We start from the raw sequence: 15,214 nt of genomic DNA, 5'->3' as shown, positions 1-15,214 counted from the left end.
CACCCCGCCCTCCCCGCCGCCTTCGGACGACGCCCTCGCCTCGCCGCAGCCGCCGCCCCCCGCCGCGTCCGGCATAGCCGCGCTCTCGCTGCCGTACCAGATCGTCGTGGCGCTCGTGCTGGCCGTCGTGGCCGTGGTGGCCTGTGTGCACGTCGGAATGGTGTTTCTGCATGTGGCGCCCTCGAACACGATGACGAAGCAACACGGTCAGGCGGTCGACGACTGGGTGTACCCGGAGTTCGAGCAGAACTGGAAGCTATTCGCGCCGAACCCGTTGCAGCAGAACATCGCCGTGCAGGTCAGGGCGGAGGTCCGCAAGCCGGGCGGTGGTTTCCGTGAGACCGGCTGGTACGACCTCTCCGCGCTGGACGGGGCCGCCATCGACGGCAACCTGATGCCCAGCCACACCGACCAGAACGAGCTGCGTCGGGCCTGGGACTTCTATGTCTCCACGCACGACACCGAGAACCGCGCGACGAGCTCACGCGGCGAGCTGTCCGAGCGCTATCTGCGCCGCATCGTGGTGATGCGCCTCGACCGCGAGCTCGACGGCGAGCGGGCCGGCGGCTCCGATGGGGTCGTCGAGCGGATACAGGTCCGGTCCCGTACCACCAATGTCCCGGCGCCCGAGTGGAGCGAGGAACAGGTGTCCGACAAGCCCGTCATCCGGGAGCTGTCCTGGTGGTCGGTGACCGACCGCGACCGCACGGAGGCGAGCGCCGAATGAGCCCCACGACCCCCGCCGGTCCCATTGGCACCACCGGCTCGGCCACCGGGGCGCGTCCGGCGGGCGGGCCCCTGGCCCGTCTCACCGCTGTCATCGGCTCCGGGATCGCCCGCGTCACCGACAACGCGCTGGGCCCGTACCAGAGCGCGATCGTCCGGATCGGTTTCGCCGGGACCTGGCTGCTGTTCCTGCTGCGCGAGTTCCCGCACCGGCGTGAGCTGTACGGGCCGGACGGGCCGTGGAGCTGGGACCTCGCGCACGAGTTGATCGCGAGCAACGGCGCGTTCACGACCCTGATGTGGTCGGACGGCATGGTGTGGTTCGAGATCGTCTACGCCCTCGCCGTGCTGTCGAGCCTGATGCTGCTGCTCGGGTGGCGCACCCGCACCGCGAGCGTGCTGTTCATGGTGGGTGTGCTGTCGCTGCAGAACCGCAGCGTGTTCATGGGTGACGGCGGCGACAACGTCATCCACCTCATGGCGATCTATCTGGTCTTCCTCCGCTGCGGCCAGGTCTGGTCCCTGGACGCCAGGCGCGAACGGCGCACGCGCGAGCGCCTGGAGCGGGAAGGCCCGGAGGAGGAGGGGTTGGAGCGGGAGGCTGCGGCGCGGGCGGACCGTGTGGGCCCCCTCCTGTGGTGCGCGCTCGGCTTCGTGCTGCTCGTGGCGACGTTCGGCGGTCTGGTCCCCGGTGGGTTCGGGGGTGGCTGGCTGACCATCTTCTGGGGACTGTGGGTGGTGCACGGCGTGTGGTGGGCCGTGCACCGGATCGAGTCGGACATCCGGCCCCGCGTGCTGCTCGACATCGTCGGCAACCTCGCCCACAACGCCGCCCTGGTCGTGATCATGGCCGAGGCGTGTCTGATCTACGCGACCGCCGGCTGGTACAAGATCCAGGGCTCGCGCTGGCAGGACGGCACGGCCGTCTACTACCCGCTGCACCTGGACTACTTCTCGCCGTGGCCCGCGCTCTCCGACCTGATGACGTCGAGCGGCACCATGGTGATGCTGGTGACGTACGGGACGGTCATCGCGCAGGTCGCCTTCCCGTTCACGCTGTTCAACCGGCGCGTCAAGAACGTCCTGCTCGCGGTGATGATGACCGAGCACGCGGCGATCGCGCTCGTCCTCGGGCTGCCGTTCTTCTCGCTCGCGATGATCGCCGCCGACGCCGTGTTCCTGCCGACGTCGTTCCTGAAGCGCCTGGGCGGCTGGGCGGCACGCGCGCGTGACGGTGTGGTGCGTCGGGTGCCGTTCGGGCGCGGCCGCAGCCGGTCCGGTCGGTCCGAGAAGGGGGCGCCACCTCCGGAGAAGGAGACGGCCGAGCAGGCGCACGTAGGCTTCACCGCATGAACGATCCGGTGAGCGCGGTATGAGCGCGTCCCAGGCGGGACCGGCGCACCGGGACGGCGATCCGGTGCGGACCTGGCGCCGTCTCGCCGACACCTCCGTCCTGCTCGACGGCTTCCACGCCCTCAAGCACGCCCTGCGCTTCGGGGCGGAGATCCCGGTGGCGGTCACCGTCGACCGGGCGGCGGCCCTGGCGCTCGCCGACGACCTGGCCCCGGACGTGCGGGAGCCGCTGACCGCGCTGCTCGCCGAGGTGCCGGAGGAGACGTACCGCACGCTCGTGCCGCGCCCGCACCCCACGGCCGTCGCCGCCCTGGCCGTGCGCCCCCCGCGCGCTACCCACCTGGCAGCGCTCGCGCACACCCCACGGACCGCGCCCGTCGTCGTGCTCGACAACCCCCGCAATCTGGGGAACGCCGGGGCCGTGATCCGGCTGGCCGCCGGCTTCGGCGCGACCGGGGTGGTCACCACGGGCACCCTGGACCCCTGGCACCCCACGGTGGTGCGCGGCGGGGCCGGGCTGCACTTCGCAACCGCCGTGGAGCGGCTGGAGGTGGCAGACCTGCCGTCGGGTCCGCTCTTCGCCCTCGACCCCGAAGGGGAGGACATCCGGGCCCTGAAGCTGCCGGACGACGCGCTGCTCGCCTTCGGTTCCGAGCGCAGCGGGCTCTCCGCCGAGCTGCGGGACCGCGCCGACCATCTGGTGTCCCTGCCGATGCGCCCCCAGGTGTCCAGCTACAACCTGGCGACGAGCGTGGCGATGACGCTCTACCACTGGAGCCTGGGCGCGGTCTGAGCACGGGCGCCCTCCGAGTGCGCGTGGACCGTCCGAGCACACGTGGCCCGGCGCTCCCCTGAGGGACGCCGGGCCACAGGTCGAACAGGGGTGCGTTACGCCTCGCGGCGGATCTCGACCATCCGGAAGCGGTTCGCGACGAACGCCGCGTCGCACAGCGCCGCGTTGGCCGCCGGGTTGCCCCCGGAGCCGTGGAAGTCGGAGAACGCCGCGGTCTGGTTCACATAGACCCCGCCCGTGAGGTTCAGCGAGAGCTGCGCGCACTCGTCCAGGCAGACCTCCTCGACGGCGCCCGCGACCTCGTCCGACGTGGTGTACGCCCCGACGGTCATCGCGCCCTTGTCGGCGATGGTCCGCCGCAGCAGTTCGACGCCGTCCGTCGCCGAGTCGACGGCCACGGCGAAGGACACCGGCCCGAAGCACTCGCTCATGTACGCGGCCTCGTCGTCGGGCTTGGCGCCGTCGAGCTTCACGATCACCGGCGTACGGACCACGGCGTCCGGGAACTCCGGGTTGACGATCTCGCGGGAGGCGAGGGCGACCTCGCCGAGGCCGGCGGCGGCTTCCAGGCGGGCCTTCACATCGGGGTTGACGATCGCGCCGAGCAGGGCGTTCGCGCGGGCGTCGTCGCCCAGCAGACCGCCGACGGACCTGGCGAGGTCGGTGACGACCTCGTCGTAGGACTTGGCGCCCTCGTCGGTGGTGATGCCGTCGCGGGGGATCAGCAGGTTCTGCGGGGTGGTGCACATCTGGCCGCTGTACAGGGACAGGGAGAAGGCCAGGTTGGAGAGCATGCCCTTGTAGTTGTCGGTGGACTCCACGAGGACCGTGTTGACGCCGGCCTTCTCCGTGTAGACCTGCGCCTGGCGGGCGTTGACCTCCAGCCAGTCACCGAACGACGTCGAACCCGTGTAGTCGATGATCCGGATCTCGGGGCGCGTGGCGAGGGTCTTGGCGATTCCCTCGCCGGGGCGCTCGGCGGCCAGCGCGACCAGGTTCGGGTCGAAGCCGGTCTCGGCGAGCACCTCGCGGGCCACCTGCACGGTGAGCGCGAGGGGCAGGACCCCGCGCGGGTGGGGCTTCACCAGGACCGCGTTGCCCGTGGCGAGGGAGGCGAACAGGCCCGGGTAGCCGTTCCACGTCGGGAAGGTGTTGCAGCCGATGACCAGCGCGATGCCGCGCGGGACGGCCTTGAACCGCTTGTCCAGCTTGAGCGGGTCGCGCTTGCCCTGGGGCTTGGTCCACTCCGCCCCGTCCGGGGTGCGGACCTGCTCGGCGTATGCGTAGGCGACCGCCTCCAGACCCCGGTCCTGCGCGTGCGGGCCGCCGGCCTGGAACGCCATCATGAACGCCTGGCCGCTGGTGTGCATGACGGCGTGGGCGAACTCATGGGTGCGGTCACTGATCCGCTTGAGGATCTCCAGGCACACCACCGCGCGCGCCTGAGCGCCCGCGTCGCGCCACGCGCGCTGGCCGGCCTTCATGGCGGGCAGCAGCGTGTCGACGTCCGCGTGCGGGTAGGTGACGCCCAGTTCGATGCCGTACGGGGAGGTCTCGCCGCCCACCCAGTCGTCGGTGCCGGGCTGGTCGAGGTCGAGGCGGGTGCCGAGCAGCGCGTCGAAGGCGGCCTTGCCCTCGGCCATGCCCAGGCTGCCGTTCTCGCCGTACGCCTTGGGGTGCTCGGGGTGGGGTGACCAGTACGCGCGGGTGCGGATCGCCTCCAGCGCCTGGTCGAGCGTGGGCCGGTGCTTGGCGATCAGGTCGTGCGCGGACAGTTCGGCGGCCATGCGTGACCAACTCCTCACGTCAGGGACTCTGCGTCGAGACCTGACCTGGGCAGCGACAGGAGGACAGAGTTAGAGTAACCGAACGATCGGTCGGGACAAGGGGGTCCGCCGCATCTGTGGACAACCCCGTGCGGGAGGATCGCGCACATGACAGGACTCGACCTCAGCAGCCCCGTGGCCGTCGTCGGCACCGGCACCATGGGCCAGGGCATCGCCCAGGTCGCGCTGGTCGCCGGCCACCCCGTACGCCTGTACGACGCCATGCCCGGCCGTGCCCAGGAGGCGGCCGAGGCGATCGGCGCCCGGCTCGACCGCCTCGTGGCGAAGGACCGCCTGACCGCCGGTGACCGGGACGCCGCCCGCGCCCGGCTGCACCCCGCGCGGGACCTCGCCGCCCTCGCGGACTGCGCCCTCGTCGTCGAGGCCGTCCTTGAGCGCCTCGATGTGAAGCAGGAGCTGTTCCGGGCGCTGGAGGGCATCGTCGACGACGACTGCCTGCTCGCCACCAACACCTCCTCCCTGTCCGTCACGGCCATCGGCGGCGCCCTGCGCAACCCCGGACGCTTCGTCGGCCTGCACTTCTTCAACCCGGCGCCGCTGCTGCCGCTGGTGGAGGTCGTCTCCGGGTTCGCCACGGACGTCACGTCCGCCACGCGCGCGTACGAGACGGCCCGCGCCTGGGGCAAGACGCCGGTCGCCTGTGCCGACACACCCGGCTTCATCGTCAACCGCATCGCACGGCCGTTCTACGCCGAGGCCTTCGCGGTGTACGAGTCGCAGGCCGCCGACCCCGCGACCATCGACGCGGTGCTGCGGGAATGCGGCGGCTTCCGGATGGGCGCCTTCGAACTGACCGACCTCATCGGGCAGGACGTCAACGAGTCCGTCACCCACTCCGTGTGGCAGGCGTTCTTCCAGGACGTCCGGTTCACGCCCTCGCTGGCCCAGCGGCGGCTCGTCGAGTCCGGCCGGCTCGGCCGCAAGACGGGTCACGGCTGGTACGACCACGCGGACGGCGCCGAGCGCCCCGAGCCGCACACCGCCGAACCCGCCCGGGCGCCCGCGTACGTCGTCGTCGAGGGCGACCTGGGGCCCGCCTCCGAGCTGCTCGCGCTGATCCGGGAGGCCGGCATCGGGGTGCGCGAGGAGGACGAGGACCACGGCACGCGGCTGGTCCTGCCGAACGGCGGTCAGCTGGCGCTCGCGGACGGGCAGACCTCCGTGGAGTTCCGCGACGTCGTCTACTTCGACCTGGCGCTCGACTACCGGCGGGCCACCCGGATCGCCCTGTCGGCGTCCCAGGACACCTCGTCGCAGACGCTCGCCGAGGCCATCGGGCTCTTCCAGGCGCTCGGCAAGGACGTCAGTGTCATCGGGGACGCCCCCGGCATGATCGTCGCCCGCACGGTGGCCCGGATCGTCGACCTCGCGCACGACGCCGTGGCCAAGGGAGTGGCGACGGAGGAGGACATCGACACCGCGATGCGGCTTGGGGTCAACTACCCGCTCGGCCCCTTCGAATGGGGCCGCAAGCTGGGCCGGAACTGGGCGTACGCCCTCCTCGACGACCTGCATCTGCGCGACCCCTCCGGGCGCTATGCGCCGTCCCTCGCGCTGTACCGCCACGCCTACGCCTCCGACAAGCGGGAGGGGACCTCCTCATGACCACCGCCAAGCGCGACACGTACACCCCGGAGACGCTCCTCTCCGTCGCCGTGCAGGTCTTCAACGAGCGTGGCTACGACGGCACGTCCATGGAGCATCTCTCCCGGGCGGCCGGGATCTCCAAGTCGTCGATATACCACCACGTCAGCGGCAAGGAGGAGCTGTTGCGGCGGGCCGTGAGCCGGGCGCTGGACCAGCTGTTCGGGATCCTCGACGAGGAACCCGCGCGCGTGGGGCGTGCCGTTCAGCGGCTGGAGCACGTGGTCCGGCGCATGGTCGAGGTCCTGATCGCCGATCTGCCGTACGTGACCCTGCTGCTGCGGGTGCGCGGCAACACCGACACCGAGCGCTGGGCGCTGGAGCGGCGCCGCGACTTCGACCACCGGGTCGCCGAGCTGCTGAAGGCCGCGGCTGCCGACGGGGACGTGCGCGGGGACGTGGAGATGCGGCTGGCGACCCGGCTGGTCTTCGGGATGATCAACTCGATCGTGGAGTGGTACCGGCCGGACGGGCGCGGGATGGGCGAGCGCGAGGTGTCCGAGGCTGTGGCGCATCTGGTCTTCTCGGGGCTGCGCGCCCAGCACTGACGCTCACACCGTCCGATTTCCACCGCCGGGTATCGGTCAGTCGTTCCGGTTCCCGACGGTCGCGCCGGTCACCCCTCCGGCTCGACGTGCTCCTCCTCGAAGACCAGCAGCGTGCGGGTGCTCAGGACCTCCGGGATGCCCTGGATCTTGGTGAGGACGACCTCGCGCAGGGCTCTGTTGTCCGCCGTGTGCACCAGGAGCAGGACATCGAAGTCGCCGCCCACCAGGGCGATGTGGGCGGCGCCGGGGAGTTGGCGCAGTTGTTCGCGGACGGTGCGCCAGGAGTTCTGCACGATCTTCAGCGTGATGTAGGCGGACGTGCCCTTTCCGGCGCGTTCGTGGTTCACGCGCGCCCCGAAACCGCGGATCACGCCGTCCTCGATGAGGCGGTTGATACGGGCGTAGGCGTTGGCCCGGGACACATGGACGCGCTCGGCGACGGACCGTATCGACACGCGGCCGTCGGCCTGGAGCATGCGCAGGATGTCCTGATCTATGGCGTCCAGCGGTCTGGGGGGCGGCAGGGCCGGGCCGTGCTCCGGCGGCTCGGCCATTTGTTCAGGTGCCATGTGCCCCCGCCTCTCTGCCATGGACGTGTTGCGTTCATTTGAGGCTGTGCGGAACCGTTTGTCCACAGCCTCGGGGTGCCTGTAGCCAAAATGCGTCATCGACCGAACAATCGGTAGGTGAGACGTGTCACAACCGTGCCTCGTCCCAGAGCCACTCCCACGAGGAGGTGCCGTATGACGGTCATGGAGCAGCGGGGTGCGTACCATCCGACACCGCCCCCCGCCTGGCAGCCCCGCACCGACCCCGCGCCCCTGCTGCCCGACGAGCGTCCGTACCGCGTGCTCGGTACCGACTCGGCGGCTGACGCCGACCCCGCGCTGCTGCGCCGCCTCTACGCGGAGCTGGTGCGGGGCCGGCGGTACAACACGCAGGCCACAGCCCTGACCAAGCAGGGCAGGCTCGCGGTGTACCCGTCCAGCACCGGCCAGGAGGCCTGCGAGGTCGCCGCCGCGCTCGTCCTCGAGGAGCGCGACTGGCTCTTCCCGAGCTATCGCGACACGCTCGCCGCCGTCGCCCGCGGCCTCGACCCCGTGCAGGCGCTCACGCTGCTGCGCGGTGACTGGCACACCGGCTACGACCCGCACGAGCACCGCGTCGCGCCCCTGTGCACCCCGCTCGCCACCCAGCTCCCGCACGCCGTGGGCCTCGCGCACGCCGCCCGCCTCAAGGGCGACGACGTGGTCGCGCTCGCCCTGGTCGGCGACGGCGGCACCAGCGAGGGCGACTTCCACGAGGCGCTCAACTTCGCCGCCGTCTGGCAGGCCCCGGTCGTCTTCTTCGTCCAGAACAACGGCTTCGCGATCTCCGTGCCGCTGGAGAAGCAGACCGCCGCCCCGTCCCTCGCCCACAAGGCCGTCGGCTACGGCATGCCGGGCCGCCTGGTCGACGGCAACGACGCGGCCGCCGTGCACCAGGTGCTCGCCGAGGCCGTGGCCCACGCCCGCGCGGGCGGCGGCCCCACCCTGGTCGAGGCGGTGACCTACCGCATCGACGCCCACACCAACGCCGACGACGCGACCCGCTACCGCGGTGACGCCGAGGTGGAGACCTGGCGCGCGCACGACCCGATCACGCTCCTGGAGCGCGAGCTGACCGAGCGCGACCTCATCGACGAGGCCGGCATCCAGGCCGCCCGCGACGCCGCCGAGACGATGGCCGCCGATCTGCGCGAGCGCATGAACCAGGACCCCGTGCTCGACCCCATGGACCTCTTCGCCCATGTGTACGCCGAGCCCACCCCCCAACTGCGCGAGCAGGAGGCCCTGCTGGGGGCCGAGCTGGCGGCGGAAGAAGAAGGGGCGCACTGATGACCACCGTCGCTCTCAAGCCCGCCACCATGGCGCAGGCGCTCACCCGGGCCCTCCGGGACGCCATGACCGCCGACCCGACGGTGCACGTCATGGGCGAGGATGTCGGCACCCTCGGCGGGGTCTTCCGGGTCACCGACGGACTCGCGAAGGAGTTCGGCGAGGACCGGGTCACCGACACCCCGCTCGCCGAGGCGGGCATCCTCGGCACGGCCGTCGGCATGGCGATGTACGGGCTCCGGCCGGTCGTCGAGATGCAGTTCGACGCGTTCGCCTACCCGGCGTTCGAGCAGCTCATCAGCCATGTCGCCCGCATGCGTAACCGCACCCGCGGCGCCATGCCGCTGCCGATCACCATCCGGGTCCCCTACGGCGGCGGCATCGGCGGCGTCGAGCACCACAGCGACTCCTCCGAGGCGTACTACATCGCGACTCCTGGTCTCCATGTCGTCACCCCCGCCACCGTCGCCGACGCCTACGGGCTGCTGCGCGCCGCCATCGCCTCCGACGACCCCGTCGTCTTCCTGGAGCCCAAGCGCCTGTACTGGTCGAAGGACTCCTGGAACCCCGAGGAACCGCAGGCCGTCGAGCCGATCGGCCGTGCGGTCGTGCGCCGCGCGGGCCGCAGCGCCACGCTCATCACCTACGGCCCGTCCTTGCCCGTCTGCATGGAGGCCGCCGAGGCGGCCACGGCCGAGGGCTGGGACCTCGAAGTCGTCGACCTGCGCTCGCTGGTGCCCTTCGACGACGAGACGGTCGCCGCGTCCGTACGGCGCACCGGGCGGGCCGTCGTCGTCCACGAGTCCGGCGGCTTCGGCGGGCCGGGCGGCGAGATCGCGGCCCGGGTCACCGAGCGCTGCTTCCACCACCTGGAGGCGCCCGTACTGCGCGTTGCCGGGTTCGACATCCCGTATCCGCCGCCGATGCTGGAGCGGCACCACCTGCCCGGCGTCGACCGGATCCTCGACGCGGTCGGGCGTCTGCAGTGGGAGGCGGAGAACTGATGGCACAGGTCCTGGAGTTCAAGCTGCCCGACCTCGGTGAGGGGCTCACCGAGGCGGAGATCGTCCGCTGGCTGGTCCAGGTCGGCGACGTCGTCGCCATCGACCAGCCCGTCGTCGAGGTCGAGACGGCCAAGGCGATGGTCGAGGTGCCGTGCCCCTACGGCGGTGTCGTCACCGCCCGCTTCGGCGAGGAGGGCACGGAACTGCCCGTCGGGGCGCCGCTGTTGACGGTGGCGGTGGGAGCACCCGTCGTCGGCGGGTCCACGGGGTCCTCGGGCGCCTCGGGTGCCGTGCAGGGGGCGGACTCCGCGGGGAAGGCCGAGGGCTCTGGGAACGTGCTGGTGGGATACGGCACTTCGGAGGCGCCGAAGCGCCGTAGGAGGGTACGGCCGACGACTCCAGTGAGTCCGGTGGCTTCGACGACTCCGGTTGCTCCGACGGCATCGACCCCTGCGACGGCTTCGACGGCTTCGGCGGGGGCCGTCGGCGGCGCGGTGAACGGTGCGGTGACCGCCGTGGTCGCCGAAGGGGTGCTCGCCGACGCCACTCAGCCCGCTTCTGACCTGGTGCGTGGCGACGGTCCCGTGCCCGTGATCTCCCCCCTCGTCCGCCGTCTCGCCCGTGAGAACGGGCTGGACCTGCGGAAACTGCACGGCTCGGGCCCCGACGGACTGATTCTGCGGGCCGATGTGGAGCAGGCCCTGCGGGCCGGAACCGCCGGTGCCACGACGTCACCGGCCGCCCCCACGGCCGTCGCACAACCTGCCCCGGTGTCCGCCGGGGTGCCCGTCGCGGTGCCCGCACGGGCCGAGAGTGCCGCCGGCACCCGTGTCCCGCTGCGGGGTGTGCGCGGTGCCGTCGCCGACAAGCTGTCCCGGAGCCGGCGCGAGATCCCGGACGCCACCTGCTGGGTGGACGCCGACGCGACGGAACTGATGAACGCCCGCGCGGCCATGAACGCGACCGGCGGCCCGAAGATCTCCCTCCTCGCGCTGCTCGCCCGGATCTGCACCGCCGCGCTGGCCCGTTTCCCGGAGCTCAACTCGACGGTCGACCTGGAGGCCCGCGAGATCGTGCGCCTCGACCAGGTGCACCTCGGGTTCGCCGCGCAGACCGAACGAGGGCTCGTCGTGCCCGTGGTGCGGGACGCCCACGCGAGGGACGCGGAGTCGCTCAGCGCGGAGTTCGCCCGGCTCACCGAGGCCGCGCGGACCGGCACGCTCACCCCCGCCCAGCTCACCGGCGGCACCTTCACGCTGAACAACTACGGCGTGTTCGGCGTCGACGGCTCCACGCCGATCATCAACCACCCCGAGGCGGCCATGCTCGGCGTCGGCCGTATCGTCCCGAAGCCATGGGTCCACCAGGGCGAGCTGGCGGTGCGGCAGGTGGTGCAGCTCTCGCTCACCTTCGACCACCGGGTGTGCGACGGCGGCACGGCGGGCGGCTTCCTGCGCCACGTCGCGGACTGCGTCGAACAGCCGGCGGTGCTGCTGCGCACGCTCTGACCTCGTACGTCGCCCGGTCGAAGGCCGCCGACCCCGCCTCCGGCGTCGGCGGCCTTCGCCTCGTCCCACGGGTCTCCCGGTGCCGACTTTCGCGAGCGGCCATGATCGCCCGGCGTCCCCAGGCATCACCTGGCCTCCCTCGGCCTCACTGCACGTCCCCCGGCATCACCTGGCGTCCCCCGGCGTCCCCGCGTTCCCTGTGATCGCCGGGGCACGCATACTCGGGGGATGACCGCGTACGAGCCGCTGGACGGTCCCGGTACCGAGGCGTACGACGCCGTCGTGCTCGCCGGGGGTGCCGCCCGGCGGCTCGGCGGCGCGGACAAGCCCGGGGTGCGCGTCGGCGGACGTGCCCTGCTCGACCGGGTGCTGGCCGCCTGCGCGGGGGCCCGGACGACCGTCGTCGTCGCCGACCCCCGACCCACCGCCCGTCCCGTGCTGTGGGCCCGCGAGGAACCCCCTGGTGGCGGCCCCCTCGCCGCGCTGGACGCCGGGCTCCGCCGCACCACCGCCCCGTACGTCGTCGTCCTCTCCGCCGACCTGCCCTTCCTCGCCGAGGAGACGGTACGGCGGCTGCTCGACACCCTTCGCGGCAGCGCCGTGGCGCCGCAGGGGGCGGCTCCGGACGTCATCGAGGGCACCGATGGCACCGATGGCGCGGCCCCGCCCACCGGAGCCCTCGATGGCTCCCCGCGCGCCCCCGCTCAGGCCCCCGCCGACGGCGTCCTCGTCACCGACTCTGGCGGCCGCGATCAGCCCCTCGTGGCCGCGTACCGGGCCGACGCACTGCGCCGGGAGCTGGCGCGGCTCGGTGCCGAGCACGGGGGGACGGCCGGGCTGCCCCTGCGGCGGCTGGTCGGGGCGCTCCGCCTCACCCGTATCACCGACCCCGTCGCGTCGTTCGACTGCGACACCTGGGACGACATCGCCGCCGCCCGCGCACGGATCAGGGAGCATGGCCACGTGTTGGATGAATGGATTTCCGCAGTCAAGGACGAGCTGGGCATCGACCTCGACGTCGACACCCGAGAGCTGCTCGACCTCGCCCGTGACGCCGCCCACAACGTGGCCAGGCCCGCGGCCCCGCTGACCACCTTCCTCGTCGGCTACGCGGCCGCGAAGGCCGGGGGAGGCCCGGAAGCGGTCGCCGAGGCCGCTCGCAAGGCCACGGCCCTGGCTCTCGGCTGGGCCGACGAGACCGGCGCCGACGGGTCCGACGCCAAGCCTGGCTCCTCGGACGTCAAGCCCGGCTCGGACACCCCGTCCGGTGCCCCCGACTCCGCCCCGGACGCCGGATGACCGCCCAGGGCGCCGAGGAACTCGACGTCGACGTGGAGGAGGCGCTGGCCGTGGCCAACGACAGGCCCGTCCGAGGGCCGCGCGCACCCCGCCCCGCTGACGGCACCCCGGCCGACGGCCCTCCCGCCGCCCACCGGGCGAAGAAGGACGCCCACCACCGGGCCACCCCCTGGCCCGAGGCCCGCGCCGTCGCCGGGCGCGCCGCCCGCTCCTGCGGACGCCGCTCCCCGCTCTCCGTCACCGTCGAGGACGCCCTCGGTCTGGTGCTGGCCGCCCCTCTCACCGCCCTCACCGACCTGCCCTCCTTCGACACGTCCGCGATGGACGGCTGGGCGGTCGCAGGGCCCGGCCCCTGGGCCGTCCGGGAGGACGGTGTGCTGGCCGGCCACGCCGAGCCCGAGCGGCTCACCGACGGCGAGGCGGTCCGGATCGCCACCGGCGCACGCGTCCCGCTCGACACCACCGCCGTCCTGCGCAGTGAACACGGCCGCACCGACGAGCAGGGTCGGCTGCACGCCACCCAGGACATGGCGCACGGTCAGGACATCCGCCCCCGAGGCCAGGAGTGCCGCAGCGGCGACCAATTGCTGCCGCTCGGCACACTGCTCACCCCCGCCGCCCTGGGCCTCGCCGCGGCCGCCGGGTACGACACCCTGACCGTGCTGCCGCGCCCCCGTGTCGAACTGCTGGTCCTGGGCGACGAATTGCTCACCGAGGGGCTTCCGCGCGAGGGCCTGATCCGCGACGCGCTCGGCCCGATGCTGCCGTCCTGGCTCCGGGCGCTCGGTGCCGAGGTCACCGCCGTACGCCGACTCGGCGATGCCGCCGACACCCTGTACGAGGCCGTACGGTCCTCCTCCGCCGACCTGATCGTCACCACGGGCGGTACCGCCGCCGGACCCGTCGACCACGTGCACCCCACGCTGCGCCGCATCGGTGCCGAACTCCTCGTCGACGGTGTCAAGGTGCGCCCTGGCCACCCCATGCTGCTGGCCCGCACCAAGGAGAACCAGCATCTCGTGGGCCTGCCGGGCAATCCCCTGGCCGCTGTCTCAGGGCTGTTCACCCTCGCCGAGCCCCTTCTGCGGACCCTGGCCGGACGGGCTGCGCCCGAGCGGTACGGGATGCCGCTGAGGGAGGTGGTGCACGGGCACCCGTACGACACCCGGCTCATCCCGGTCGCCCTGCGCGGTGACGACGCCGTACCGCTGCACTACAACGGTCCCGCTATGCTCCGCGGCATCGCCACCGCCGATGCCCTTGCCGTCGTCCCACCCGGCGGTGCCCGTCCCGGTCAGGAGTTGGAGCTGCTCGACCTGCCCTGGGCGACCGCGGGAATTCAGGTGTGTTTCACGTGAAACATCCTGGGCCCCAACCGACTTGCGGGCGTGGGGGTTTCACGTGAAACAAAGGACACATGAAGGCGTAGTGAAGCCAGGGGATGTACGGGGAAGCGGGGAGTGTTTCACGTGAAACTGCCGGGTTATGACGTGATCGCCCGCACGGCGGACGAGCGTCATGTGACGCATCCGGTGAAGCTGCCGAAGAGGGAGGTCGAGCGCCCCAGCCACCAGGTCAGCAAGCGGTTGGCGATGGCGTTGCTCGTCCTGGTCGCGACGGCGTTCATCGTCTACGCCGATCACGAGGGTTACAACGACAACTCGGACGGCCGCGTCGACCTGCTGGACGCGTTCTACTACGCCACCGTCACCCTCTCGACCACCGGATACGGCGACATCACCCCGGTCAGTGACGCCGCCCGGCTCACCAACATCTTCGTGATCACACCGTTGCGCGTGCTGTTCCTGATCATCCTGGTCGGCACCACGCTGGAGGTCCTCACGGAGCGCACGCGCGAGGAATGGCGACTGAACCGCTGGAGGGCGGCCTTGAGGGAGCACACCGTTGTCGTCGGCTTCGGGACCAAGGGGCGGTCGGCGATCCAGACCGTCTGCGCGACGGGACTGAAGAAGGAGCAGGTCATCGTTGTCGACCCCAGCTCCAAGGTGATCGAGGCGGCGACGGCCGACGGATACGCGGGCATCGTGGGGGACGCGACCCGGAGCGATGTGCTGCTGCGGGCCGAGGCGCAGAAGGCGCGGCAGATCATCATCTCCACCGCCCGGGACGACACCGCCGTGCTGGTCACGCTGACCGCGCGCCAGATGAACCGTGGCGCGAAGATCGTGGCCGCCGTTCGGGAGGAGGAGAACGCACCGCTGCTGAAGCAGTCCGGGGCCGATGTCGTCATCACCAGTGCCAGCGCGGCCGGACGGCTCCTCGGTCTCTCGGTGCTCAGTCCCGCCGCCGGCATGGTCATGGAGGACCTCATCCAGCAGGGCAGCGGCCTCGACATCGTCGAACGGCCCGTCATAAAGGCCGAGGTGGGGCGGAAGGTACGGGAGACGGAGGACCTGGTCGTGAGTGTGCTGCGCGGCCACCGGGTGCTCGGCTACGACGACCCGTCCATCGGCGAACTCCAGCTGACGGACCGCCTCATCACGATCATCCGTGCCACACCGAGCACCAAGATCACCCCCGAGACCAAGCACCTGCCGTAGCCACACCACGAGGGCGCCCCCGGGGATGTGCTTCCCGGGGGCGCCCTCGTGGTG

Annotated in this window: 13 protein-coding genes; 11 read left to right on the top strand and 2 right to left on the bottom strand. The window is 72.1% G+C overall.

Features of this window, described 5'->3' with window-relative positions; translation table 11 throughout:
• From AOK23_RS09625 to AOK23_RS09615, 3 genes are all read left to right on the top strand, one after another.
• On the top strand, positions 1–727 hold a 727-nt coding region (locus AOK23_RS09625; RefSeq protein WP_055712329.1), incomplete at its 5' end, for a DUF5819 family protein.
• On the top strand, positions 724–2,079 hold the full coding sequence (locus tag AOK23_RS09620) for an HTTM domain-containing protein (RefSeq protein WP_240496335.1): 1,356 nt from the start codon (positions 724–726) through the stop codon (positions 2,077–2,079). The genes AOK23_RS09625 and AOK23_RS09620, both read left to right, overlap by 4 nt.
• A 19-nt stretch (positions 2,080–2,098) precedes the next feature.
• The gene (locus AOK23_RS09615; protein ID WP_055712328.1) at positions 2,099–2,872 is read left to right on the top strand and encodes a TrmH family RNA methyltransferase; all 774 of its coding nucleotides are present in this window, start codon (positions 2,099–2,101) and stop codon (positions 2,870–2,872) included.
• 95 nt (positions 2,873–2,967) lie between these two features.
• On the opposite strand, the gene paaN is transcribed toward AOK23_RS09615, so the two are convergent.
• Positions 2,968–4,659, bottom strand: coding sequence for a phenylacetic acid degradation protein PaaN (gene paaN, locus AOK23_RS09610; protein WP_055712327.1), 1,692 nt, complete (start codon positions 4,657–4,659; stop codon positions 2,968–2,970).
• 147 nt (positions 4,660–4,806) lie between these two features.
• Between paaN and AOK23_RS09605 the strand changes: the two genes are divergently transcribed.
• Both AOK23_RS09605 and AOK23_RS09600 read left to right on the top strand, forming a co-directional pair.
• A complete protein-coding gene (locus AOK23_RS09605) occupies positions 4,807–6,324 on the top strand; it encodes a 3-hydroxyacyl-CoA dehydrogenase (protein WP_055712326.1) in 1,518 nt (505 codons plus the stop codon).
• Positions 6,321–6,911, top strand: a complete 591-nt coding sequence (locus tag AOK23_RS09600) for a TetR/AcrR family transcriptional regulator (protein ID WP_055712325.1) — start codon at positions 6,321–6,323, stop codon at positions 6,909–6,911. The genes AOK23_RS09605 and AOK23_RS09600 overlap by 4 nt, the downstream gene beginning before the upstream one ends.
• Before the next feature lie 68 nt (positions 6,912–6,979).
• On the opposite strand, the gene AOK23_RS09595 is transcribed toward AOK23_RS09600, so the two are convergent.
• Entirely contained in the window at positions 6,980–7,465 is a 486-nt protein-coding gene (locus AOK23_RS09595; protein WP_055712324.1) for an Lrp/AsnC family transcriptional regulator, read from the bottom strand.
• 189 nt (positions 7,466–7,654) lie between these two features.
• On the opposite strand from AOK23_RS09595, the gene pdhA reads away from it, so the two are divergent.
• From pdhA to AOK23_RS09565, 6 genes are all read left to right on the top strand, one after another.
• On the top strand, positions 7,655–8,788 hold the full coding sequence (gene pdhA, locus AOK23_RS09590; protein ID WP_055712323.1) for a pyruvate dehydrogenase (acetyl-transferring) E1 component subunit alpha: 1,134 nt from the start codon (positions 7,655–7,657) through the stop codon (positions 8,786–8,788).
• Complete coding sequence (locus AOK23_RS09585) at positions 8,788–9,792, top strand: alpha-ketoacid dehydrogenase subunit beta (RefSeq protein ID WP_055712322.1); 1,005 nt, start codon at positions 8,788–8,790, stop codon at positions 9,790–9,792. The genes pdhA and AOK23_RS09585 overlap by 1 nt, the downstream gene beginning before the upstream one ends.
• Entirely contained in the window at positions 9,792–11,300 is a 1,509-nt protein-coding gene (locus tag AOK23_RS09580) for a dihydrolipoamide acetyltransferase family protein (RefSeq protein WP_055712321.1), read from the top strand. The genes AOK23_RS09585 and AOK23_RS09580 overlap by 1 nt, the downstream gene beginning before the upstream one ends.
• Before the next feature lie 228 nt (positions 11,301–11,528).
• Positions 11,529–12,599: a DUF6457 domain-containing protein gene (locus AOK23_RS09575; RefSeq protein ID WP_055712320.1), complete on the top strand. Its 1,071-nt coding sequence runs from the start codon at positions 11,529–11,531 to the stop codon at positions 12,597–12,599.
• Positions 12,596–13,957, top strand: coding sequence for a molybdopterin molybdotransferase MoeA (locus tag AOK23_RS09570; RefSeq protein ID WP_055712319.1), 1,362 nt, complete (start codon positions 12,596–12,598; stop codon positions 13,955–13,957). The genes AOK23_RS09575 and AOK23_RS09570 overlap by 4 nt, the downstream gene beginning before the upstream one ends.
• A gap of 111 nt (positions 13,958–14,068) precedes the next feature.
• A complete protein-coding gene (locus AOK23_RS09565; protein ID WP_055712318.1) occupies positions 14,069–15,160 on the top strand; it encodes a potassium channel family protein in 1,092 nt (363 codons plus the stop codon).
• Positions 15,161–15,214: the final 54 nt, after the last annotated feature.

Source organism: Streptomyces torulosus (assembly GCF_001419765.1).
Classification (GTDB): Bacteria; Actinomycetota; Actinomycetes; order Streptomycetales; family Streptomycetaceae; genus Streptomyces; species Streptomyces torulosus.
This window is presented reverse-complemented; position numbering and strand designations above follow the sequence as displayed.